We start from the raw sequence: 20,985 nt of genomic DNA on the forward strand, positions 1-20,985 counted from the left end.
TGCTAAACCGATGCCATGCCGCATCCTGAATGGACCGGGCTCGCCCGCCGCGTCGCGGATCGTGCCGGGCAGGAGGCAGCCGCCCGCGGACATGCCGCCGTGCGCTCCGAGCATTATCTGTACGCGCTGCTCGACGTGGACCGGACCGCCGGGGTGATGCCGGTGCTGATCCTGGAGGCCCTCGACGTGCCGGTCGACGCGGTGCGGCAACGCCTCGACGAGGTGCTGCGCAGCCGGCTCCGGGACGGGTCGGACCTGCCCGGCCTGCTGCTCGCCGCGACCGCCGAGGCCGACCTGCTGGACAGCGACTATCTCGGCGCCGAGCACCTGCTGCTGGGCGTGGCGATCGTCGGCAACGACGTCCTCACCGAGGTCGGCGGCACGCCGGGCCGCATCCGCGACGGGATCCAGCGGGTCCAGCGGTCGCACGGCGGCGGGCCACGGGCGGTCACCCCGCCGCCGCCGGAGATCCGGAGCCTGGACGAGCTGCGCCGCCGCCGGGAGAATCCGGCGGGCGGTGAGGTGGAACGGCTCCGGGGCGAGGTGCGCCGGCTGACCGCCCTGCTGCGCGCACACGGCATCGAGCCGTGAGACGGTGCTCCGGGTGGCCGGGCCACCGCAGAGGAACTCGCCGCCGGGCCCTGGCCGCCGTGCTGAATCCAGCCGAACTGAGCGTGTCGTAGCATCCGGGAATGTTGCTCGGTGTGCGCGATGCGCCGCTGGACGGACTTCGGGTCGAGCACCGTCCGGCAGGGCCGCTGGCCGGCGCGGTTCTGGGATATCGCGGGTATCGGGAACTGGCGTCCGTGGCGCGGGATCGATGGGAGACACCGGCCGGAGACGTGATCCTGGTCCTGGGCCTGAGAGATCCGTTCCTGGCACAGCAACGTCCCGGCATCGGTCCGACGACTCGTTTCCGCTCGTTCGTCGTCGGTCTTCATGAGCAACCGCTGCGGACCAGGTATGAGGGGCTGCAGGTCGGTGTTCAGGTGCGCCTGACTCCGCCGGCCGCCGCCGTGCTCCTGGGCGTGGGCATGCACGAGCTGGCCAACCGGGTAGTGGATCTGGCGGATCTGGTGGGTGGCGCCGGCGAGCGGTGGGCGGCGAGGGTCGCGTCCGCCGAATCCTGGCAGCAGCGTTTCGACGTCCTCGACATGGTCATCGGTGAACGGGTACGGGCCGGTGACGGCCCCTCGTCCGTCGCGCACCGGATCTGGGCGGCGCTGCGCCGCGCCGGCGGCGCGGTTCGTGTCGAGGACCTGGTCGCTGAGGCGGGATGCAGTCACCGGCATCTGGTGGAGGTGTTTCGCCGGGAGGTGGGGCTGACCCCGAAGCGGGCGGCGCGGGTAGTGCGCTACGAGCGGGCCGCGCGGCTGCTGCGCGCCCGCCAGACCACACTGGCGGCGGTCGCGGCTGAGTGTGGTTACTGCGATCAACCGCATCTGACCCGTGAGTTCCGCCGGTTCTCGGGCGTCACACCAGCCGCCGTGCACCACGCCGGCAGCGGTCAAATTTCGACAAGACGCTGAGCAGCTTCATTCCCTACCGTCGAGGCCCGGAGACGGAAAGGGAGGCACAGAGATGTACGACCCGAAGCGGGGCTATCCGATCGTGGTGCCCTGTGTCCTGTACGACGACCCTGTGCGAGCGGCGACGTGGCTCACCACCGTACTGGAGCTGCGGCCGGTGGTCCGAGCTGAACTCCCGGACGGCTGGGTGGGACACGTCGAACTCGAACGTGCGGGCTCGGTCGTACTTCTCGGTCGCCGCGGCGGTCAGTTCGCCGGCACGGACAGCGTGACCCAGGTGTTCGTCGACGACGTCGAGGCCACCTGCCGGCGCGTTGCCGATGCCGGCGGAACGGTTGTCGAAGCGCCGCAGGACCGTCCATGGGGGGTGCGCCAAGCGACCCTGGCTGATCTGGAACATCAGCGATGGGTGGTGTGCGAGCACCTCCGCGACACCGAACCGGCCGACTGGTATGGCACCGTCCTGGGCCCGATGCCGGGCTGAGCCACCCGGAACCGACTGCTCCACAACCGACACTGAGCCTGGTCACCCACGGAAAACGGGTCGGGGGAAAGGGCTCGGGGCTGTTAGGGTTCGCCGCGGAAAGGGGAACACCGTGCCCAAGCTTAATCAGATCATCGCCGTGGAGAAGGGCGTCAAGAGCAAGGCGTTCGCCGATCTGAGCGATGCGCACCACGCCGTGCAGAAGACCGCGCCGCTCGCCGGCATCGCGCGCACCTATCAGCCGAAGGACGAGGAGGGCGAGCAGCTGCCCGCCGAGTCGACCCGGGTGCAGATCAAGGCCGAGGAGATCCTGCGGGACGTGGCGACCACGTTGACCCGGCTCTTCGACGTGACCGCGACGAAGGACTGGACGAATTGCGTGGCCCGCGCCGACGTGGTCGTCGACGGGCGCACCATTGCCAGTCAGGTGCCGGTGACCTATCTGCTGTTCCTCGAGAAGCAGCTCGTCGACCTGCACACGTTCGTGAAGAAGCTGCCGGTGCTGGACGCCGCCGAGAGCTGGGTGCGTGACGATTCCACCGACAGCTGGCGGACCGAGCCGGTGCGCACCAACCGCACCAAGAAGGTGCCGCGCAACCACGTGAAGGCCGAGGCCACCGAGAAGCACCCGGCGCAGGTCGAGGTGTACTACGAGGACGTGACGGTCGGCTACTGGACGACCGTGAAGTTCTCCGGTGCGCTGCCGGCCAAGCGGGTCAACGAGATCCTCGACCGGGTGATCGCGTTGCAGACCGCGGTCAAGTTCGCGCGTGAGGAGGCGAACAACACCGAGGCGACCGACCAGCGAGTGGGCGCGGCCGTCTTCGGTTATCTCTTCGGATGACACAGACTCCCCCGTGGGAGCGCGGGGGTGCGCCACACAGGCGCGAAAGCTGACAGCTGAAGCTGAAGCTGACCACGCCGGTGACAGTGCGGGTTCAAATCCCGCCCCCCGCATTCGCGCGGGGGTAGCCCAATCTGGCAGAGGCAGCCGGTCTGAAACTCAGATTCTCGCTCCAATGTCAGCATTTTCCACTGATCACCAGATCGACCGGGCAGGGACGACGACACCGGATGCCGGTTCAACTCCGGCCCGCCGCGCTTCGAGCGGCGGTAGTTTAAAGGCAAAACCCGGTGTCTTGACGAATGATCCACGCTCTTAAACGTGCTGGTGTGTGCAATTCAGTGGTACTGAAGAGTCCCGGCGGATGGCCATTCCGCCGGGACTCGCCACATCTACCGGAATCGCGCCCGGGCGGCCTCGGTCACCGGGGTGAACAGGTTGATCAGGTGGCCGGCCGGATCCCGCAGCAGCATCGAGCGGTTGCCCCACGGCATCGTGGTGGGCGGCATCAGCACGCCCGGCAGATCCCGATGCGCGTCGACGTCGTCGACGAGGAACTCCAGGATCGTCTCGCCGTCGCGGATCCCGTCAGGGACCGTTCCGGCGCCGGCGATCGCGAGCCGGGCGGCGCCGGTGCCGATCTCGGCGAACTCCGGGGTGAAACGGGTGGCGGTGAGGCCGGTGACCTGCTCGTAGAAGTCGACGAGCCGGGGTACGTCGGCGGTGATGACACGGGTGGAGACGAAGTTCATGCGGTGGACGGTAGGCTGGTTACCGGACAGAATCCGCCCGGTATTGTTTTCTTCATGGCTCGGCCGACGGCTCGTGTGCTCACGCTGCTGGAGTTGTTGCAGTCCGGTGGGGTGCGGACGGTGGGTGAGCTGGCCGGTCGCCTCGATGTCGACGAGCGGACCGTGCGGCGTTATGTGCGGCATCTGATCGACCTGGAGATTCCGGTCGAGTCGGTCCGCGGGCGATATGGCGGATATCGGCTGGCTCGCGGGCATCGGCTGCCGCCGCTGATGCTCTCCGAGGACGAGGCGCTCGCGGTGTTGCTCGGGCTCACCAGTCAGGCGGGTGGGACCGCCGGGGAGACAGCGGCGGCCAAGCTGAGGCGGGTGTTGCCGGCCCGGCTGGCGCAGCGGCTCGACGCGGTCCTTTCGTCACTGTCCTTCACCGCGACGGGGGCTGCGCCGGACTTCGTCGCGCCGGGTTCCTCGCCGGACTCCGCCGCGTCGCGGGCGGGTGGGACTCCGCATTCGACCGCGTCGCGGGTGGCCTCGCCGGACGGGTCGGTGCTGCTGCCGCTGGCCGCAGCGGTGCGTGACCGTCAGCCGGTGCGCTTGGCCTATGCCGATCGCGGCGAGCGGGTCTTTCATCCCTACGGCGTGGTCGTCCACTCCGGCCGGTGGTATGTGATCGGCCTGGATCCGGCGGCCGGCGAGGAGCGCACGCTGCGCCTGGACCGGATCTCCCAGGTCCGTGGGCTGACCGGCGCGTTCGTCCCGCCGGCCGACTTCGATCCGGCTGACCGGCTGGTCGCCGGGTTCGCGACGGCCGCCTATCGGCACGAGGTCCGCCTCCGCGTTCAGGCAACCCCCGCCCAGGTACGCGACCATTTTCCGGCCAGTGTCGCCGTCATCCACGAGGAGGCGGCGTCCTGGCTCCGCGTCGAGCTGCGCGCCGAGAGCCTTGACTGGATCCCGGCCCGGCTGGCCGCCCTGGATCACCCGTTCGTGATCGACCACCCAGCCGAGCTGCGCGACCTGGTCACCGCCCTGGCCGACCGGCTCACCTCCTCTGCCAAACGCTCCGACGCGTCCGCCTGACGCTGGTGGCCCCGACTGCGGCCACCGGACCCGGACGGCCCTGGCTGCGGCCACCGGACCCGGACGGCTCCGGCTGCGGCCACCGGACCCGGACGGCTCCGGCTACGGCCACCGGACCCGAGCAGCCCTGGCCGCGACCACCGGACGCGGCTCGCGGTAATCGCGGCTGCGCGGTTCGGGGCGCGGTCCTGGCTGCGGCCACCGGACCCGGGCAGCCCTGGCTACGGCCACCGGACGCGGCTCGCGATAATCGCGGCTGCGCGGTTCGGGGCGCGGTCCTGGCTGCGGCCACCGGACCCGAACGGCCCTGGCCGCGACCACCGGACGCGGCTCGCGATAATCGCGGCTGCGCGGTTCGGGGCGCGGTCCTGGCTGCGGCCACCGGACCCGAACGGCCCTGGCCGCGACCACCGGACGCGGCTCGCGGTAATCGCGGCTGCGCGGTTCGGGGCGCGGTCCTGGCTGCGGCCACCGGACCCGAACGGCCCTGGCTACGGCCACCGGACGCGGCTCGCGGTAATCGCGGCTGCGCGGTTCGGGGCGCGGTCCTGGCTGCGGCCACCGGACCCGAACGGCCCTGGCCGCGACCACCGGACGCGGCTCGCGGTAATCGCGGCTGCGCGGTTCGGGGCGCGGTCCTGGCTGCGGCCACCGGACCCGAACGGCCCTGGCCGCGACCACCGGACGCGGCTCGCGGTAATCGCGGCTGCGCGGTTCGGGGCGCGGTCCTGGCTGCGGCCACCGGACCCGAACGGCCCTGGCCGCGACCACCGGACGCGGCTCGCGGTAATCGCGGCTGCGCGGTTCGGGGCGCGGTCCTGGCTGCGGCCACCGGACCCGAACGGCCCTGGCCGCGACCACCGGACGCGGCTCGCGGTAATCGCGGCTGCGCGGTTCGGGGCGCGGTCCTGGCTGCGGCCACCGGACCCGAACGGCCCTGGCCGCGACCACCGGACGCGGCTCGCGGTAATCGCGGCTGCGCGGTTCGGGGCGCGGTCCTGGCTGCGGCCACCGGACCCGAACGGCCCTGGCCGCGACCGCCGGACGCGGCTCGCGGTGATCGCGGCTGTGCGGTTCGGGGCGCGGGCCAGATGTGGTCTGCTGGTGTCGGCCGCAGGCTGGGCAAGGGCCCGGGAAGGCAGCCGGGTCAGCGGGTACTGGTCAGCTCGCGGCGGCGGGAAGCCGGGGTGGCCGGGAAATCGTGCGGGCGGGCCGGGGCATTGCGAAGGCCGAGATAGGTGAGAAGGCCGACCGGCAGGATCAGCCAGAAGGAGAAGAGTCGGTAGGTGAGAACGGCGGCGGCCGCGACCGTCGGAGTGGTGCCCAGACTCAGGGCGGTGACCAGGCTCGCCTCGACGAAACCGAGGCCGCCCGGGCTGAGCGGGATCTGGCGGACCACCTGGGCCACCAGGTAGGCGGCGCCGACCACCGGCCAGCTCGCCGAGAGGCCGCAGGCCTGCGCCGCGGCGATCAGGCAGAACGCGTCGGCGGCCCAGTTCAAGGCCGACCAGAGCAGGGCCGCCAGGCCGTCGCGGGGACGGATGGAGCGGGCCGCGACGACGGCCGTCGCCCACTCCCGCCGGAGCCGAGTGAGAAGGGGCCACCCGGTGACGGACCGCGAGGAGCCGAGATCGGTGACGGACCGCGAGGAGCCGAGATCGGTGACAGACCGCGAGGAGCCGAGATCGGTGACAGACCGCGAGCGGTCCAGATCGGTGACGGACCGCGAGGAGCCGAGGTCGACAAGCGACCGCGAGCGATCCAGGCCGGTCAGCGGCCGTGAGGGGCCGGGCTGGGCCGGTTGCACGGTGCGGGGACGGGCACGGGCCACCGTCACCAGGGCGGAGATGAGCACCACGGCAGCTGCCACCGCCTCGTAGGACGCCGAGTGCCACCAGCTCACGACCGCGCCCGGCCCGAACGCCAGGGCGCAGACCAGCAGCAACCCGGTCATCGAGGCGAGCAGGGACAGCAGGGTCACCGTCGCGGCGGTCGTGCCGGTCGCGCCCCGGCGACGATACTGCTGGACCGCGTAGGCGGCCGACATCGCGGAGCCGGCCGGCAGCGCCAGGCTGATCGCCGAGCGGCTGTAGGTGATCGCCAGGGCGGCGCCCGGCGTCACCGTCACTCCGGCGGCGCCCAGCAGGCGGCGCTGTTGCATGGCGAAGGCGGCCTGGGACAGCACCTGCGCGGCGAGCGCGGCGACGATCCAGCGCCAGTCCGCCGTACGCAAAATGTCTCCGATGGCGGCCGGGTCCGGGAGGTGGCCGCGGACCGTGAGCCCGACGGCGGCCGCGGCGGTCAGGAGCGCAGCGGACCGCAACAGCCAGCGCCGTCCGCCCTCCCCGATGTTTCGCACCCCCACAGCATCACCCGAACTTGCACATCAGGCAAGTTTGCACTTTGAGAACTGGATCACGCACCACTAGGGTTGCGGTGTGGAGGAGAACCTCGGGCTGCGCGAACGCAAGAAGATGGCCACTCGGATGGCGCTGCACGAGGCGGCGATCCGGCTGGCCGCCGAGCGCGGGGCGGACAACGTCACGATCGACGCCATCACCGAAGCGGCGGGGGTGTCCCGGCGGACGTTCACGAACTACTTCGCAAACAAGGAAGAGGTCTTCTACTACCGGGACGCCTACCGGATGAAGCGGCTGTGCGAGTCGATCCGGCGGCAGCCGTCGGACGATCCGTGGACGGTGCTGACCACCGCGGCCACGGAGCTGCTGGACGAGGCGTCGGCGGAGACCGACATGTCCTGGGTGACCGAGCGGCGGCGGCTCTACCAGGATCCGAACCATCTGGCGCACCAGATCGCGGCGTACACCGCGATCGAGCGGGAGCTGGCCGCGGAGATCGCCGAGCGGTTCGGCGGGGCGGACGCGGAGCTGCGCGGGCGGGTGTTCGCGGCCGCCTTCATGACGGCGTTGCGGACCAGCGTGCAGTTTTGGATCGACCATCCGGAAACGTCCCTGCCCGAGACGTTCCGGAAGGTCGCCACGCTGGTCAGCGTTTCGCGGTGACGGTGATCCGGCCGGTGGCCAGGATGTGCCCGCTCATGGTGAACATGGTCACCGCGGGCGGGGTCGTGGCGGGCAGGTTCAGGGTCGGCACGTCCAGGGCGTACACCGTGATCTGGTAGTGGTGCGCGACGTCGCCGGCCGGCGGGCACGGCCCCAGGTAACCGGCGAAGCCCGCGTCGTTGGTCCCGGACACCGCGCCGGCCGGGACCGCGGTGTCCAGGCCACGGCTGCCGGCCGGCACGTCCCACTCCAGCCAGTGCCAGAATCCGCTGCCGGTCGGTGCGTCCGGGTCGAACATGGTGACCGCGAAGCTCGCGGCGCCGGCCGGCGCGCCGGCCCAGGTCAGCCGGGGCTGCGCGTTGCTGCCGGCGCAGCCGAAGCCGTTCGCGAAGTCGTCCGCCGGGAATCGGTGGTGCAGGTCCGGGCCGGCCACCCGGAAGTGACCCGCCCTCTCCGGGATGCCGTCCCGGACCGCGTGGTAGCCGAACGCGCCGGTGGCCAGGGCCGCCGCGCTGACGATTGCCGCTGCTGTTCTCATCATGGCGTCGACGATCGCCGGACCGGTCCGGCCGGGGGAGGCCGTCGCGAGCCTGGTGTTCCGAGTACCAGGATCAGCCGTCGACAGCGGCGCACCGCCCGCCGAGGATGGAGCACATGACGACGGGTGAGCGGCGGGTCGAGCTGGCCGGGTTCCTGCGGGCGCGGCGGGAGCAGCTGACCCCGCAGGACGCCGGACTCCCGGCCGGGCCGCGGCGGCGGACCCCCGGCCTGCGCCGGCAGGAGGTCGCTCAGCTCGCCGCGGTGAGCGTCGAGTGGTACACGCGGCTGGAGCAGGGGCGGGTGGGCGCGCCGGGCGCCGCGGTCCTCGACGCGCTGGCGTCGGCGCTGCGGCTGACCGAGGCGCAGCGCCGGCACCTGCACCTGATCGCCCGGGGTGAGGCGCCGGCCGTGCGGCACGAGCCGGCCCCGGTCCGCGCCTCGCTGCGGGCGGTGCTGGACGGCATGCCGCTGCTGCCGGCGTACGTGATGGACTTCCGCTTCGACGTGCTGGCCCGCAATGCGGCCGCGACCGCCGTGTTCGGCGACGCGCTGCGGGGCAACTCCGTCCGGCAGCTGTTCCTGGACGACCGGTTGCGGGCCACGCAGCTCGACTGGGCGCGGGTCGCCCGGGAGATGGTCGGCAACCTGCGCGCGAATCTCGGCCGGCATCCCCGCGACGCCCGGCTGCGCGAGGTCATCGACGAGTTGCGCGGCGCGAGCGCCGAGTTCGCCGGCTGGTGGGCGGACCAGACGGTCACCGAGCGCGCGCACGGCCACAAGCGGATCCGGCACCCGGAGGCCGGCGAGCTGGCGCTCTGTTACGACGTGCTGGCCAGCCAGGACGGCAGCGAGCAGTACCTGTTCACGGTCACCCCGGCCGGCCCGGCCGACGAACGGAAGCTGCGCGAGCTGATCGCCCGGCACAGCCGGTCCCGGCTGGTGGCGGTCTGAGCCGGCTCGCTTGCCCGGCGAACATCAGGCGAGCGCCGGTCGGCGCAATGGTTAACAGCGAATATCGTTTCCCAAAGAATGATCATGAGCCGTGTCCGGCCATTTTCGCCGGACGTTTCCTGTGCCACCCTGATGGGCCGGATCGGGGGCAGGGAGAAGCATGACCAGACGCGTCTTCGTACATGTCGGAGCGCCGAAGACCGGCAGCACCTTCATCCAGAACGTGCTGTGGAAGAACCGGGACACCCTCAAGCGCGCCGGCACTCTGCTCCCGGCGACGCGCGGGCAGCAGGATCAGGCGATGACCGACCTGCGCGAGGTGTCCTGGCGGGACAAGGACGCCACCTGGACCTGGGACATGCTGGCGGAGCAGGCCGCCAAGTGGCCCGGCGACGTGATCATCACGAACGAGGGGCTGGGCGGGGCGACCGTCGCGCAGGCCGCCCGGGCGGTCCGGAGCCTGGCGCCGGCCGAGGTGCACGTGATCGTGGTCGGCCGGGACCTGTGGCGGACGCTGCCGTCGATGTGGCAGGAGAACGTGAAGTCGCGCAGCATCGGCAGCTTCGAGAACTTTCTCAGTGCCATCGAGCGGGGCAAGAACGACGCGTTCTGGAACCACACCGCGAACCGGATGCTGCGCCACTGGGGCGACCAGGTCCCGCCGGAGCGCCGGCATCTGATCACCGTGCCGCCGCCCGGTTCGCCGCACATTCTGCTGTGGGAACGGTTCGCCGGTGTGGTCGGCATTCCGGACGGCCTCTGCGAGATCCCCGGGGAATCGGCCAACGCGTCGCTGGGCGCCGCCGAGATCGAACTGCTGCGGCGGCTGAACCGGCAGCTCGGGGACCGTTTTCCGTACCGCACGGCGTACCGTAAATATGTTTTGCAGCATTTGGTCGGCCCGGTCCTGAAGCAGGGCCGCAACGAGCTGCGTTTCGGCATCGGGATGGATCGCGCCGACTGGATCCTGGCACTCACCGAGGAACGCATCAAGGAGCTCCAGGAGTACCCGTGCACGGTGGTCGGGGACCTCGACGAGTTGCGGCCGGTCGGCCTGCGGGAGACGGTCTCGCCGGACGAGGTCACCGACGAGCAGGTCCTGGAGGCCGCGATCGAGGCGCTGATCGGCATGATCGAGTATTCCGACGGTTTGCACGAGCGCGCCAACCGCGACATCGTCACCCGGATCAAGGGCCGGGTCGCCCGTCAGGTCGGCCTCAAGCGTCAGTGACCACGCACGGCGTCATCACGGTCAGTCACCGTCCATCAGCGTATAAATATGCGGCCGGGCGCGAAAATGCCGCACGCCAGCGTGCAGGCGGGGCAGAACGGGCGTACCGTGCATCACACTGCGCTACCCCGGCACCGGGAATGGCAACCCGGAGCCGGTAGCCTGCCGCACCATGCGTGGATCCACCATCGCAGCTGTCGCCACGTGCACCCTCCTGGCGATCACCGGCTGCGCCAAGACCGACGACAACGCTCCCATCGCCACCGCGGGCGGAGCGACCAGTGTGGCGGGCCTGGACAAGGGCACCGCCGCCGCCTGCACCCTGGCCGAACAGGCCACCAAGGGTGAGGACGGCCGCGACCTCGACCTGGCCACCGCCAAGGACATCGTGGCCGTGGGCGCCACCTCGAAGAGCACGATCATCACGGCGGCCACCGACGTGCTGAGCGCCAGCCTCGCCAAGGCGCAGGCCGCGGCCGGCGAGCCGGACGAGGCGGTGCTGGTCGCCGAGGTCAGCTCGGCGATCCTGAAGGTCCGGACGGCCTGCCAGGACACCGACGCCGTCAAGGCCAGCATCACCAAGGCCGGCAAGGACTCCAGCGCTGAGGCGACCAGCGACAGCACCTCGGCCACCGACGGCAAGGTCAACTGACCCGATCCACTCCGGGCCGGGGAACCGTCCTCAACGATCCCCGGCCTGCCTGATTCTTGTCATACCGCTGCCCTACTGTCGCCGCATGGTCGACATCGAGGTTCGTGCCCGGGTCACCGGCAGGTCCGGCGACCTGCCCGCTGTGCTGGTGCGGCTGGAGCAGGAGCGGACGACGGCGCGGGAGCTGATCCGGCGCGCGGTCGAGGAGCAGATCCGGCTGCTGGACGCCGATGCGGCGCACTGCCGGCAGATGCTCGACCAGCACTATCTCTCCGATGCGGACATCCGTGAGCAGGCCGCCACCGGGACGGTTCGGTGGCCCGCGCGATCCGCGGGCGCGCCGGATCCCGAGATCGAGGTGACGCGGGCCCAGCGGGCTTTCGAGCGGGGCACCTTCGCGATCTTCGCGGGCGGGCGGCAGCTCTCCGGCCTCGATGCGGAGGTCACCGTGCGGCTCGGTGAGCCGGTCGTCTTCCTGCGCCTGGTCGCCCTGGTCGGTGGCTGAGCATGGAGATGCGCCACCTGATCGAGACCCGGCACCACGCGGTGGCCGAGGAGGCCCACCAGGATCTGCTCGCCGGCATCCTGGGCCGCGATCGCCACGGCCGCGTCGACCTCGACCAGGTGGGTGAGCACGCCGTCGCGACCGCCGACCTGAGCCTGCTGCGGGCGCTGGTGCTGGACCGATTCGGCGCCCCGCGTTCGCGAGACCTGCTGATCCGGATCCTGGAGACCCTCCATGACCACGGCCGGTTGGACATCCGGCTGGTCGATCGCGCCCACGTCATCGACGCGTACTTCGGTCATGGCCTCGTCACCGATCCGCCGACGCCGTTCATCGCCGCGATGCGGGATCACCTGGACGAGCTGACCTGGCGCCTGGTCAGCAGCCCGATCCCGATCGGCCGCCGGCAGGTACCCGATCGGCCCGGCCCGCGCGGCCTGCGCTTCGTCCGGCTGGCGATGACCTGGTCCGGTGATCCCGCGCTCGCCGATGTCCTCGGCACGGCCGAGCTGACCGATGCCGAGCGGGTCACCCTGCTCGAGCTGCTCCGTGATCGGCCGATCGCGGAGCAGCGGCAGGTCTATGGGTGGCGGCTGCGCGCCGGCGACGCCGACGCGCTGGCGCCGCTCGGCGGGCTGACCCGCGACGCGCCGCTGGTGCGGCTGATCCGGGCGATGCCGGACGGTCACGAGGCGTTCCGGCAGGACCGGGCGGCCGTCCTCGCGGCCGTCGAGCAGGCCGGCCCGGCCGCCACCAGCCTGTTCCTGCAACTGGAGCCCAACGAGTTGGTGTCCGCGGCCCTCGGGACGAACCGTGCCGCGGTGCTCAAGCGGGTGAAGAACAACGCGCTGCGAGGCATCGCCGCCTTCGGCATGCTGCCGCTGGCGCCGGGCGAGACCGTGCTGGACCGTTACCTGGCATTGCGGGAGTCGGCCAAGAGCGGCGCCAAGCTCGGGCCGCATCGGAAGCACTCGCACGCTGCCGCCATCGAGGTGGCGCTGGATCATCTGGCTCAGGTGGCCGGGTTCCCGGATGCGGGGCGCCTGGAGTGGGACTGTGAGGCGCGGCTGGTCAGCTCGACGCCCACGTCGGCGGAGATCGGAGACTATCGGCTCGCGCTGCGCACCGACGGCATCCTCACCGTCAGCCGCGCCGGTAAGGAGCTCAGGTCGGTGCCGGCCGCGGTCCGGGCGCAGCCCGCCTATCAGGAGTTGCGCGAGCATCAGGAACGGCTGCGGGAGCAGGCTCGGCGGATGCGGTCCGGGCTGGTCGAGCGACTGGTCGCCACCGGTGGGACCCTGGCGCCGGAGGAGCTGGCGCGGTTGCGGTCGCTGCCGGCCGGGGCGGCGATGCTGCCGGACCTGATCTGGCGGGATCGTGCCGGCGCGGTCGGGCTGCTGGACGAGGTGGACTCCGGCGGGCCGATCACCGCGGTCCACCCGGTCGAGTTGCTCGATCCTCCCACCGGGCGGAGGGGACTCGGCGGGTGGCAGGCGGAGATCGTCCGACGGCGGGTGAAGCAGCCGGTGAAACAGGCGTTTCGCGAGGTCTATGTGCTGACTCCGGCGGAGCGGGAGTCGATCGACCGGTCGTTCCGGTTCGCCGGGCACGTTGTCGCGGGCAAGGTCGCCGGGCAGCTCCTCTCCGGCCGGGGCTGGTTCCTGCACGGGGAGTCTGACGACTACGGCGCCGTTCGCCCGGTCGCCGGCGGGCTGGTGGCGGCGCTGCGGTGCGACATCCGCGGCTACTTCGGGATGGCGGACGTCGAGTTCGGCGCGCTCAGCTTCCTGCGCGACGGCCGGCCGATCCCGCTCGAGGAGGTGCCGCCCGTGACGTTCTCCGAGGTCATGCGCGACGTGGACCTGGCGGTCTCGGTGGCCGGGGTCAGCTCGCAGCCCTACGGGTCACCGGCGCAGGCGGCGTCCCGGGCGCAGATCCTCGCGGCGCTGATCGACGACCTGAGCCTGACCCGGGTCTCGATCGACGGCGGCTCGGCGGTGGTCCGGGGCGCCCGGGCCACCTATCGGGTCCACCTGACCAGCGGCAGCATCCACGTCGAGCCGGGCGGTTACCTGTGCGTGGTCCCGGCCGGATTCGGCTCGACCGCCCACCGGCGGCTGTTCCTGCCCTTCGCCGACGACGACCGCATGACCAGCGTGATCCTCAGCAAGGTGCTGCTGCTCGCCGAGGACGAAAAGATCACCGACGAGTCGATCCTGGCTCAGCTGGGGCGGCTGACGTGAGCCGGCGACGCTACACCGATGGCCGCCAGGGCCGGCGCGCGTCGGTGGGCTTGGCGTCGGCGGCGACCTCGACGGCGTAGGTGGGCCGGTCTCCCGGGACCGGCCCGAGATATCCGTGCCCGGTCAGATGGCACCACGCCGGCAGGTCGAGCGGCGCTGCGGGATCGGTGGCGATCAGGTGCACCAGCGCGCCCGGCGGGAGCGTCGCGATCAGCTTGCGCAGCTCGATCAGCAGCACGACGCAGCGCCGGTCCCCGCCGTCCAGCACGACCGGGCTCACCTGGGCATCCACCTGATCACTCCCTCCGACCATCCGTAGATCATCCCAACCCGCTACTCGGCCCGCCGCTTCCCCGCCCGGAGCCGCCAGGGTGTCCGCGTGTGCCCGACGCTACGACCGGTAGTTCCTGCCGAGCGGCGCCCCCGGGATCGGCTTGGCGATCAGCGCGACCGGCACGAAGAACATGATCTGCGCGATGACGATCGTCAACGTCCACAGCGCCTTCTCGTCGTAGTGCCGGGTGGCCCGCAGGTACAGCTCGTCCGGCACACGCTCGCCGGACGGGTTCGCGGTGAGCACCGCCTCGGCCAGCTCCAGGGCGACCCGCTCGGCGTCACTGAAGTACGGCGCGTCCCGCCACGACGCCACCGCCGTGATCCGTTCCTCGCGCTCCCCGGCCTTGCGCAGCATCCCGGTCTGCCGCACCGTGTGATACGTGTTGCCGACGAGCTGCCCCACCCGCAGCTGCACCAGCCCGATGGTGCTCGCCGGGATCGTCCCGTTGAGCGTGGCCTTGGTCAGATCGGCTGCCCACCCGCCCAGCTCCGGGAAGAAGGCGGCGGGGTCGGTCATCCGTGATGTCATCTCCATGGTTGGTCCGACGACACGGCACGCCGAAACGTCAGGCCCTCACATTCCGGCCGGCTGTCTCGTCGGAGAGGCATGAACGACCCCGAGAACGAACGCCGCCAGCTGATCAACGTGTCCTACCGGCTGCTCGGGTCGCTGGCCGACGCCGAGGACGTGGTGCAGGAGGCCTATGCCCGCTGGTACGCCATGTCCGACAGTGATCGGGCGGCGATCGACGTCCCCGGCGCCTGGCTCACCAAGGTCGCCAGCCGGATCTGCCTCGACCACCTGCGCTCGGCCCGGGTCCGCCGCGAGCGCTATGTCGGCGAGTGGATCCCGGAGCCGGTGCCCGAGACGGACGGCAGCGACCCGGCCGACCGGATCACCCTGGACGAGTCGGTCAGCATGGCGTTCCTGGTCGTGCTGGACGCGATGACCCCGGCCGAGCGGGTCGCGTTCATCCTGCACGACGTGTTCCGCTATTCGTTCGCCGAGGTCGCCGAGGTGGCCGGGCGTACCCCGGCGGCGTGCCGGCAGCTGGCGTCCTCGGCCCGGCGCCGGCTCTCGGCCGCCGGCACGACTCCCTCGCCGCCCGCCGAGCAGGCCCGGATCGTCCGCGAGTTCAAGCAGGCCTGGGAGGCCAAGGACATCGAGGCCCTGCTCGGTCTGCTCGATCCGGACGCGGTCATGGTCTCGGACGGCGGCGGCCTGGTCACGGCGGCACTGCGCCCGATCGAGGGCGGCGAGCAGATCGCGCGATTCGCGGCGATGCTGGCCGAGCGCGCGCCGGACCTGCGCCTGCTGGAGGGCACGGTCAACGGCGAGCCCGGCCTGATCACCCAGCACGGCGGCGTCACCACGGGCGTCATCGCGTTCGAGACCGACGGCACCCGCATCCGCCACATCTGGTCGGTCCGCAATCCGGAGAAACTCCGCCCCTGGCTACCCTGAAACCACACCGTCCGGGTATTGACAAATTCGACAATGCGAGCGCCACCCTCGCCGCCAAGGTGGCGAGCGCCATCGTCAACGGCGCCGCCAAACGTCGCGAGATCGAGCGCTGACCCACAAGATCAAGACCGGTTTTCGGTACGGCAACAGCCCCCGCCTCGTCACCAGTCGTGCACCGTCCCGTCCGTCAGACGGTTCACCGGCAGCGACGCCGCCCGGTACGGATAGCGCGCCGCCAGCTCCTCGTCGATGTCGACGCCCAGTCCCGGCGTCTCGGCCGGGTGCAGGTAGCCACCCTCGTAGTGGTACCCGTGCGGAAACACCGCGTCGGTCTCCGCGCTGTGCGGCATGTACTCCTGGAGCCCGAAGTTCGGGATCGCCAGGTCCAGGTGCAGCGCGGCGGCCAGGCAGATCGGGGACAGGTCGGTGGCCCCGTGCGAGCCGCTGCGCACCTGGTGCAGCGCCGCCAGGTCGAAGATCCGCCGCAGGTGGGTGATCCCCCCGGCGTGCACCACCGTCGCCCGGATGTAATCGACGAGTTGCCCGGTGATCAGCTCCCGGCAGTCCCAGATCGAGGTGAACACCTCCCCGACCGCCAGCGGCGTGGTGGTGTGCTGCCGGATCAGCCGGAAGCCGTCCTGCCACTCGGCCGGGACCGGGTCCTCCAGCCAGGTGAGCGCGAACGGTTCGAGATCGCGTCCCAGCCGCGCCGCCTCGATCGGGGTCAGCCGGTGGTGCACGTCGTGCAGCAGTTTCAGGTGCGGCCCGAACTCGGCGCGCACGTCGGCGAAGACCCGCGGGACATGGTCGAGATACCGCCCGGTGTCCCACACCGGCTCCGCGGGCACGCCCTCCGAGGCCGGCTCGTAGACCGAACCCGGCTTGCCCACCCCGTAGACCCCGGACAGCCCCGGCACCCCGGTCTGCACCCGGACCGCGCGATAGCCCTGACCCACATATCCGGCGATCTCCGGCATGAGTTCCTCGGCGGTTGCCGCGCTGGCGTGCCCGTAAACGGTCACGCCGTCCCGGCACCGCCCGCCGAGCAGCTGATAGACCGGCAGTCCCGCCACCTTCCCCTTGATGTCCCACAGCGCCGTGTCGACCGCCGCGATCGCCGTCATCGTCACCGGGCCACGCCGCCAGTAGGCTCCGCGATACAGGTATTGCCAGGTGTCCTCGATCCGGGCCGGGTCCCGCCCGAGCAGCGCCGGCACGACGTGCTCCCGCAGGTACGCCGCCACCGCCAGTTCCCGCCCGTTGAGCGTGGCGTCCCCGACCCCGGTCACCCCGTCGTCGGTGACGACCTTCAGGGTGACGAAGTTCCGGCCCGGGCAGGTCACGATCACCCGGGCCTCGGCGATCCTCACTCCGGGTCCTCCTTCACCCGGGCGACCAGTTGCGTCGGGTTGACGAACCGCAGCGCCGCCACCAGCAGGATCAGCATCATCAGGCAGTAGATGACGGCCATCGCGTCGACCGACTGCTGCGCCCGGATCCCGGCCGCCGACATCGAGTAGAACAGCGCCACGACCAGCGTCTGCGAATCCGGTCCCGCGGTCAGGAAGGTCAGCTCGAACATCCCGACGGTCCGGACCACCACCAGGATCGACGCGGCCAGGATCCCCGGCACCAGCAGCGGCGCCAGGATCGAGGCGAACACGTGCCGGGTCCGCGCCCCGCACATCCGGGCGGCCCGCTCGATCGCCGGGTCGATCTGCTCGATGAACGGCGTCATCGTCAGGATCACGAACGGCACCGACGGCACCAGGTTGGCCAGCACCACACCGGACAGGTGCCCGGCGAACCCGTACTTGTAGAGCACCGTGGCCAGCGGGATGCCGTAGGTGATCGGCGGCATCAGGATCGGCAGCAGGAACAGCAGGTACATCAGCCGGCTGCCGGGGAACCTGCGGCGGGCCAGCACGTAGGCGGCCGGCACCCCGACCAGCACGGAGATCCCGGCGACCAGCAGGCAGACGACGAGCGTGACGGTGAGCACCGGCAGCAGCGTGAAGTCGTGCCACGCCTGGCCGTACCACTGCGTGGTCCAGGCCCGCGGCAGCCAGGTGTCGAACCAGCGCACGCCGAACGAGTTGACCACCACCGACCCGATCACCCCGGCCAGGACGGCGAAGAAGATGGCCACCAGGCCCCACACCACCCAGGCGCCGGGGCTGGCCACGATCCGGCGTCTCATCCCTTGCCTCCCGCCGTCGAGCCGGTGTAAAGCAGGCTGCGCAGCCCGAGCACGACGGTGATCACCATCAGCTCGACCGCGCCCATCACGATCGCGGCGGCGGACGCGGCGGCGTAGTCGTAGCGCACGTAAGCGGCCTCGTAGGCGGCGATGCTGATCACCCGGGTGCTGCCGGACGGGTCGCCGACCAGGATCGCCGACGGGAACACGCTGAAGGCCAGCACGAACGTCAGGCAGAAGGTGGTCGCCAGGCCCGGCGCGAGCAGCGGCAGGGTGATCCTGAAGAACCGCTGCGCCCAGCCGGCGCCGAGGGTGGCGGCGGCCCGTTCCAGGCTCGGATCGATCCCGGACAGGTAGGAGAGCACCAGCAGGAACGCGAACGGGAACCCGGTGATCACCAGAGAGAAGAACACACCCCAGTAGTTGTGGGTGAGCGTGAGCGGGCGGTCGGCCAGCCCGGCGGCGAGCAGCATCCGGTTGAGCCAGCCGGTCGGGCCGAGGAAGTTCAGCAGTCCCTCGGCGGTGAGCACCGTCCCCAGCGTGATCGGCACCACGAGAGCCGCGGTGAGCAGGCGTTTGCCGCGGAACCGGCCGCGCATCCGGTAGGCGATCGGCACCGCGGCGAGGACGTTGAAGAGGGCGGCCGGCAGCGCGATCGCCAGGGTCGTGCCGATCGTGTCGCGCTGGTAGGCGTCGGTGAAGAAGGTGCGGTAGGCGGCGAGCGCGCCACCCTGAGCGGGCTGGAGCGAGACCGCGACGCCGTAGCAGAACGGGTAGACGAACAGCGCCACCACGAAGACCGTGGCCGGGACCAGGAGCAACAGCTGCCGGTCGATGCCCCGCTCGGCGAGACGGTGCCGGACCGCGAGCGTGGAAGTCGTCACGCGGCCTCCTCGGAAGGCAGGTCGTCCGCCGGGAAGATCAGCAGCTTCTCCGGCGGGAAGGTGACCGCCACCTTGTCGCCCGGGGCCAGCCGCTGCGGGGTGCGCAGATGCAGGGTGAGGCCGTCGGCGGTGCGGGCCTCGGCGGCGATCTCCCGCCCGTGGTACTCGGCCACCTCGACGGTGACCTCGACGCCGCCGCCGAGTGTGATGTCCTCGGGACGGATCGCTGCCACGGCCGGGGCGCCGTCGCGGATCGTGCGCACGGGGCTGCCGGCCGTACGTACCCCCAATCCTTTGATGTTGATCGTGTCTTTTTCGAAGAACCCGGGCAGCAGGTTGCGGAATCCCAGGAAGTCGGCGACGTGGCGGTTGGCCGGGCGGGTGTGCACCTCCTCCGGCGTGCCGATCTGCTGCACGCGGCCGGACCGCAGCACCACCAGGCGATCCGCCATGGAGAGCGCCTCCTCCTGGTCGTGGGTGACATAGACCGTGGTCAGGCCGAGGTCCTGGTGCAGCTTGCGGATCTCGGTGCGCATCTCCAGGCGCAGCTTGGCGTCGAGGTTGCTCAGCGGCTCGTCCATCAGGACCAGCGACGGCTCGATCACCACGGCACGGGCGATGGCGACCCGCTGCTGCTGCCCGCCGGAGAGCTGGCCGGGCAGCTTCGTGGCGTGTTCCTCGAGGTGCACGAGGCGGATCGCCGCTTGGGTGCGGCGCCGCAGCTCGGCGCGCGGCACGCCGCGCATCCGGAGACCGAAGGAGACATTTTTCTGTACGGACAGGTGCGGGAACAGTGCGTAGTTCTGGAACACCATCCCGAATCCACGACGCTCCGCCGGCAGCGTGTCGAGCCGGGTCCCGTCCCGCCAGATGCTCCCGGCGCTGAGCGGCAGCAGGCCGGCCAGGCAGTTCAGCGCGGTCGACTTGCCGCAGCCGGACGGGCCGAGCAGCGCGATGAACTCGCCGCGCCGGATCTCCAGGTCCAGCCCGGTCAGCGCGTCGGCCCCGGCGAACCGGCGGGTCACCCCGTCGAGCCGCAGCGTCTCGAAACCCGTCACTTCTTCACCTTGGAGCCGCCGATTTCCCGGTCCCAGCGGTCGAACGCGGCGACCAGCGCGGGCGCGCCGAGCGGCACCTCGAGCGGGTGGTCCGCGATGAGCTTCGGATACTCCGGACGGCCGTAGTCCCGGATGGCCTGCTGGCTCTCCTCGGGCGCCATCGTGATCGGGACGTCGGCGATCGCCGGGCCGGGATAGAAGTATCCCTTGTCGTACGCCTTCGCCTGCTGTTCCGGGGTGAGCATCCAGGCGAGCAGGAGCAGCACGGCGGCCTGCTTATCGGTGGACACCCCTCTCGGGACGGTCGCGTAGTGCGCGTCGGTGACCCAGTGGAAGCCGTTGAGGGTCCCGATCTGGGCTTCCTTCGGCACGGTGCCGAGCACCCGCGGGTTGATGTCCCAGCCGGTGGTCGACGCGATGATCTTCGCCGAGCCGTTGGCCAGGTTCTTCATGGTCTCGCTGGTGGTCGAAGGGTAGAGGGTGATGTGCTCGCCGAGCTGCCTGAGGTAGTCCCAGGTCTTGTTCCAGCCGTTGACCGGGTCCTTCGGATTCGAGTCGCCGAGCAGGTAGGGCAGGCCCATCAGCAGGGTGCGGCCGGGGCCGGAGTTGGACGGGCGGGCATATTGGACCGCGCCCGGGTTGGCCTTCGCATAGTCGAGCAGGCCCTGCACGGTTCGCGGCGGGACCGGCACCTTGGCCGGCAGGTACTCGATCAGCGGTCCGGAGGGGTAGTAGGTGACGGTCACCCCGAAGTTCCCGGCCAGCTTCTGCATCGCGGCCGCGCCGACCAGGTAGTTCTTCATGCCCGGCAGCCGGCTCAGGTAATCCGGCAGCAGCGGCACCCAGAGTTCCTGGTCGATGCTGGCGGCCAGGCCGTCCACGCCGGTCAGCACCAGGTCGATGTCCACCCGGTTGGCGGCCTGCTGCGCCTTGATCTTGCCGACCAGCTCCGGGGCGGTCGCCTTCTGATAGGTGACCCGCTCGATCACCCCGGTGTTCCCGGCGACGAAGTCGTCGATCATGCCCTGGGTCAGCTGGAGGTTCCCGGCGACGTCCAGGATGTTGAGGGTGACCGCCCGCGCCGGCTTGGCCGGGACCGGGCCGCTCGCGCCGGCGGACGGGCTGGTGGTGTCGGGCGGGCTGCACGCGGCGACGGTCACGGCGGCGGCGCCGAGGGTGAGGAGTTGACGGCGGCTGGGAGACATGGGTTC

The 20,985-nt window shown here is 71.2% G+C and carries 22 protein-coding genes and 1 tRNA gene; 13 read left to right on the forward strand and 10 right to left on the reverse strand.

Going from position 1 to position 20,985, the window contains the following annotated elements; translation table 11 throughout:
- The first annotated feature begins 15 nt into the window (after nucleotides 1-15).
- The 5 genes from Aiant_RS02315 to Aiant_RS02335 all read left to right on the forward strand — a co-directional run bounded on the left by Aiant_RS02315 (nucleotide 16) and on the right by Aiant_RS02335 (nucleotide 2,970).
- Nucleotides 16-591: a Clp protease N-terminal domain-containing protein gene (locus Aiant_RS02315; protein WP_189330707.1), complete on the forward strand. Its 576-nt coding sequence runs from the start codon at nucleotides 16-18 to the stop codon at nucleotides 589-591.
- 101 nt (nucleotides 592-692) lie between these two features.
- Entirely contained in the window at nucleotides 693-1,529 is an 837-nt protein-coding gene (locus Aiant_RS02320; RefSeq protein ID WP_189330708.1) for a helix-turn-helix transcriptional regulator, read from the forward strand.
- Nucleotides 1,530-1,581: 52 nt separating this feature from the next.
- A complete protein-coding gene (locus tag Aiant_RS02325; protein ID WP_189330709.1) occupies nucleotides 1,582-2,013 on the forward strand; it encodes a VOC family protein in 432 nt (143 codons plus the stop codon).
- A 112-nt stretch (nucleotides 2,014-2,125) separates the two neighbouring features.
- Nucleotides 2,126-2,857, forward strand: a complete 732-nt coding sequence (locus Aiant_RS02330; RefSeq protein ID WP_189330710.1) for a DUF7873 family protein — start codon at nucleotides 2,126-2,128, stop codon at nucleotides 2,855-2,857.
- Between the two features lie 21 nt (nucleotides 2,858-2,878).
- Nucleotides 2,879-2,970 (forward strand) — tRNA-OTHER (locus Aiant_RS02335).
- Nucleotides 2,971-3,249: 279 nt separating this feature from the next.
- Here the strand turns inward: Aiant_RS02335 and Aiant_RS02340 are convergent.
- Nucleotides 3,250-3,609 carry a VOC family protein gene (locus tag Aiant_RS02340; protein WP_189330711.1) on the reverse strand — a complete coding sequence of 120 codons (360 nt, stop codon included), beginning with the start codon at nucleotides 3,607-3,609 and terminating at the stop codon, nucleotides 3,250-3,252.
- 54 nt (nucleotides 3,610-3,663) lie between these two features.
- On the opposite strand from Aiant_RS02340, the gene Aiant_RS02345 reads away from it, so the two are divergent.
- Nucleotides 3,664-4,686, forward strand: coding sequence for a helix-turn-helix transcriptional regulator (locus Aiant_RS02345; protein ID WP_189330712.1), 1,023 nt, complete (start codon nucleotides 3,664-3,666; stop codon nucleotides 4,684-4,686).
- A gap of 1,147 nt (nucleotides 4,687-5,833) precedes the next feature.
- Here Aiant_RS02345 and Aiant_RS02350 read toward each other — a convergent pair.
- On the reverse strand, nucleotides 5,834-7,045 hold the full coding sequence (locus tag Aiant_RS02350) for a lysylphosphatidylglycerol synthase transmembrane domain-containing protein (protein WP_189330713.1): 1,212 nt from the start codon (nucleotides 7,043-7,045) through the stop codon (nucleotides 5,834-5,836).
- Nucleotides 7,046-7,124: 79 nt separating this feature from the next.
- On the opposite strand from Aiant_RS02350, the gene Aiant_RS02355 reads away from it, so the two are divergent.
- The gene (locus Aiant_RS02355; RefSeq protein ID WP_189330714.1) at nucleotides 7,125-7,709 is read left to right on the forward strand and encodes a TetR/AcrR family transcriptional regulator; all 585 of its coding nucleotides are present in this window, start codon (nucleotides 7,125-7,127) and stop codon (nucleotides 7,707-7,709) included.
- Here Aiant_RS02355 and Aiant_RS02360 read toward each other — a convergent pair.
- Nucleotides 7,693-8,250 carry a YbhB/YbcL family Raf kinase inhibitor-like protein gene (locus Aiant_RS02360; protein ID WP_189330715.1) on the reverse strand — a complete coding sequence of 186 codons (558 nt, stop codon included), beginning with the start codon at nucleotides 8,248-8,250 and terminating at the stop codon, nucleotides 7,693-7,695. The two genes, Aiant_RS02355 and Aiant_RS02360, sit on opposite strands and share 17 nt — an antisense overlap.
- Before the next feature lie 113 nt (nucleotides 8,251-8,363).
- Between Aiant_RS02360 and Aiant_RS02365 the strand changes: the two genes are divergently transcribed.
- The 5 genes from Aiant_RS02365 to Aiant_RS02385 all read left to right on the forward strand — a co-directional run bounded on the left by Aiant_RS02365 (nucleotide 8,364) and on the right by Aiant_RS02385 (nucleotide 13,831).
- Nucleotides 8,364-9,200, forward strand: coding sequence for a helix-turn-helix transcriptional regulator (locus tag Aiant_RS02365; protein ID WP_189330716.1), 837 nt, complete (start codon nucleotides 8,364-8,366; stop codon nucleotides 9,198-9,200).
- 160 nt (nucleotides 9,201-9,360) lie between these two features.
- A complete protein-coding gene (locus Aiant_RS02370; protein WP_189330717.1) occupies nucleotides 9,361-10,431 on the forward strand; it encodes a hypothetical protein in 1,071 nt (356 codons plus the stop codon).
- 172 nt (nucleotides 10,432-10,603) lie between these two features.
- The gene (locus tag Aiant_RS02375) at nucleotides 10,604-11,083 is read left to right on the forward strand and encodes a hypothetical protein (protein WP_189330718.1); all 480 of its coding nucleotides are present in this window, start codon (nucleotides 10,604-10,606) and stop codon (nucleotides 11,081-11,083) included.
- A gap of 85 nt (nucleotides 11,084-11,168) precedes the next feature.
- Nucleotides 11,169-11,588, forward strand: coding sequence for a hypothetical protein (locus Aiant_RS02380; RefSeq protein WP_189330719.1), 420 nt, complete (start codon nucleotides 11,169-11,171; stop codon nucleotides 11,586-11,588).
- Nucleotides 11,589-11,590: 2 nt separating this feature from the next.
- Entirely contained in the window at nucleotides 11,591-13,831 is a 2,241-nt protein-coding gene (locus Aiant_RS02385; protein WP_189330720.1) for a DUF4132 domain-containing protein, read from the forward strand.
- Nucleotides 13,832-13,841: 10 nt separating this feature from the next.
- Here the strand turns inward: Aiant_RS02385 and Aiant_RS02390 are convergent, their stop codons facing one another.
- Complete coding sequence (locus tag Aiant_RS02390) at nucleotides 13,842-14,123, reverse strand: sulfurtransferase TusA family protein (RefSeq protein ID WP_229830033.1); 282 nt, start codon at nucleotides 14,121-14,123, stop codon at nucleotides 13,842-13,844.
- A gap of 99 nt (nucleotides 14,124-14,222) precedes the next feature.
- Entirely contained in the window at nucleotides 14,223-14,702 is a 480-nt protein-coding gene (locus tag Aiant_RS02395) for a carboxymuconolactone decarboxylase family protein (RefSeq protein WP_212846918.1), read from the reverse strand.
- A gap of 72 nt (nucleotides 14,703-14,774) precedes the next feature.
- Between Aiant_RS02395 and sigJ the strand changes: the two genes are divergently transcribed.
- Nucleotides 14,775-15,632 carry an RNA polymerase sigma factor SigJ gene (gene sigJ, locus Aiant_RS02400; protein ID WP_189330722.1) on the forward strand — a complete coding sequence of 286 codons (858 nt, stop codon included), beginning with the start codon at nucleotides 14,775-14,777 and terminating at the stop codon, nucleotides 15,630-15,632.
- Nucleotides 15,633-15,793: 161 nt separating this feature from the next.
- Here the strand turns inward: sigJ and manD are convergent, their stop codons facing one another.
- From manD to Aiant_RS02425, 5 genes are read right to left on the reverse strand one after another with little or no spacing between them, the layout of a single operon-like run.
- Nucleotides 15,794-17,002 carry a D-mannonate dehydratase ManD gene (gene manD, locus Aiant_RS02405; protein WP_189330723.1) on the reverse strand — a complete coding sequence of 403 codons (1,209 nt, stop codon included), beginning with the start codon at nucleotides 17,000-17,002 and terminating at the stop codon, nucleotides 15,794-15,796.
- Nucleotides 16,999-17,832, reverse strand: a complete 834-nt coding sequence (locus Aiant_RS02410) for an ABC transporter permease (protein WP_189330724.1) — start codon at nucleotides 17,830-17,832, stop codon at nucleotides 16,999-17,001. Before Aiant_RS02410 ends, manD begins: the two co-directional genes overlap by 4 nt.
- On the reverse strand, nucleotides 17,829-18,716 hold the full coding sequence (locus Aiant_RS02415) for an ABC transporter permease (RefSeq protein ID WP_189330725.1): 888 nt from the start codon (nucleotides 18,714-18,716) through the stop codon (nucleotides 17,829-17,831). Before Aiant_RS02415 ends, Aiant_RS02410 begins: the two co-directional genes overlap by 4 nt.
- Nucleotides 18,713-19,774: an ABC transporter ATP-binding protein gene (locus tag Aiant_RS02420; protein WP_189330726.1), complete on the reverse strand. Its 1,062-nt coding sequence runs from the start codon at nucleotides 19,772-19,774 to the stop codon at nucleotides 18,713-18,715. The genes Aiant_RS02415 and Aiant_RS02420 overlap by 4 nt, the downstream gene beginning before the upstream one ends.
- Nucleotides 19,771-20,979, reverse strand: coding sequence for an extracellular solute-binding protein (locus Aiant_RS02425; protein WP_189330727.1), 1,209 nt, complete (start codon nucleotides 20,977-20,979; stop codon nucleotides 19,771-19,773). Before Aiant_RS02425 ends, Aiant_RS02420 begins: the two co-directional genes overlap by 4 nt.
- Nucleotides 20,980-20,985: the final 6 nt, after the last annotated feature.

It is taken from the genome of Actinoplanes ianthinogenes (genome assembly GCF_018324205.1).
Classification (GTDB): Bacteria; Actinomycetota; Actinomycetes; order Mycobacteriales; family Micromonosporaceae; genus Actinoplanes; species Actinoplanes ianthinogenes.

Bases quoted from the DNA above. Each gene is read 5' to 3' on its own strand.
- Aiant_RS02425 (WP_189330727.1), bottom strand. From the start codon at position 20,979: ATGTCTCCCAGCCGCCGTCAACTCCTCACCCTCGGCGCCGCCGCCGTG.
- Aiant_RS02340 (WP_189330711.1), bottom strand. From the start codon at position 3,609: ATGAACTTCGTCTCCACCCGTGTCATCACCGCCGACGTACCCCGGCTC.
- Aiant_RS02370 (WP_189330717.1), top strand. From the start codon at position 9,361: ATGACCAGACGCGTCTTCGTACATGTCGGAGCGCCGAAGACCGGCAGC.
- Aiant_RS02385 (WP_189330720.1), top strand. From the start codon at position 11,591: ATGGAGATGCGCCACCTGATCGAGACCCGGCACCACGCGGTGGCCGAG.
- Aiant_RS02380 (WP_189330719.1), top strand. From the start codon at position 11,169: ATGGTCGACATCGAGGTTCGTGCCCGGGTCACCGGCAGGTCCGGCGAC.
- Aiant_RS02315 (WP_189330707.1), top strand. From the start codon at position 16: ATGCCGCATCCTGAATGGACCGGGCTCGCCCGCCGCGTCGCGGATCGT.
- Aiant_RS02320 (WP_189330708.1), top strand. From the start codon at position 693: ATGTTGCTCGGTGTGCGCGATGCGCCGCTGGACGGACTTCGGGTCGAG.
- Aiant_RS02375 (WP_189330718.1), top strand. From the start codon at position 10,604: ATGCGTGGATCCACCATCGCAGCTGTCGCCACGTGCACCCTCCTGGCG.
- Aiant_RS02410 (WP_189330724.1), bottom strand. From the start codon at position 17,832: ATGAGACGCCGGATCGTGGCCAGCCCCGGCGCCTGGGTGGTGTGGGGC.
- Aiant_RS02345 (WP_189330712.1), top strand. From the start codon at position 3,664: ATGGCTCGGCCGACGGCTCGTGTGCTCACGCTGCTGGAGTTGTTGCAG.
- sigJ (WP_189330722.1), top strand. From the start codon at position 14,775: ATGAACGACCCCGAGAACGAACGCCGCCAGCTGATCAACGTGTCCTAC.
- Aiant_RS02360 (WP_189330715.1), bottom strand. From the start codon at position 8,250: ATGATGAGAACAGCAGCGGCAATCGTCAGCGCGGCGGCCCTGGCCACC.
- Aiant_RS02325 (WP_189330709.1), top strand. From the start codon at position 1,582: ATGTACGACCCGAAGCGGGGCTATCCGATCGTGGTGCCCTGTGTCCTG.
- Aiant_RS02365 (WP_189330716.1), top strand. From the start codon at position 8,364: ATGACGACGGGTGAGCGGCGGGTCGAGCTGGCCGGGTTCCTGCGGGCG.
- Aiant_RS02395 (WP_212846918.1), bottom strand. From the start codon at position 14,702: ATGGAGATGACATCACGGATGACCGACCCCGCCGCCTTCTTCCCGGAG.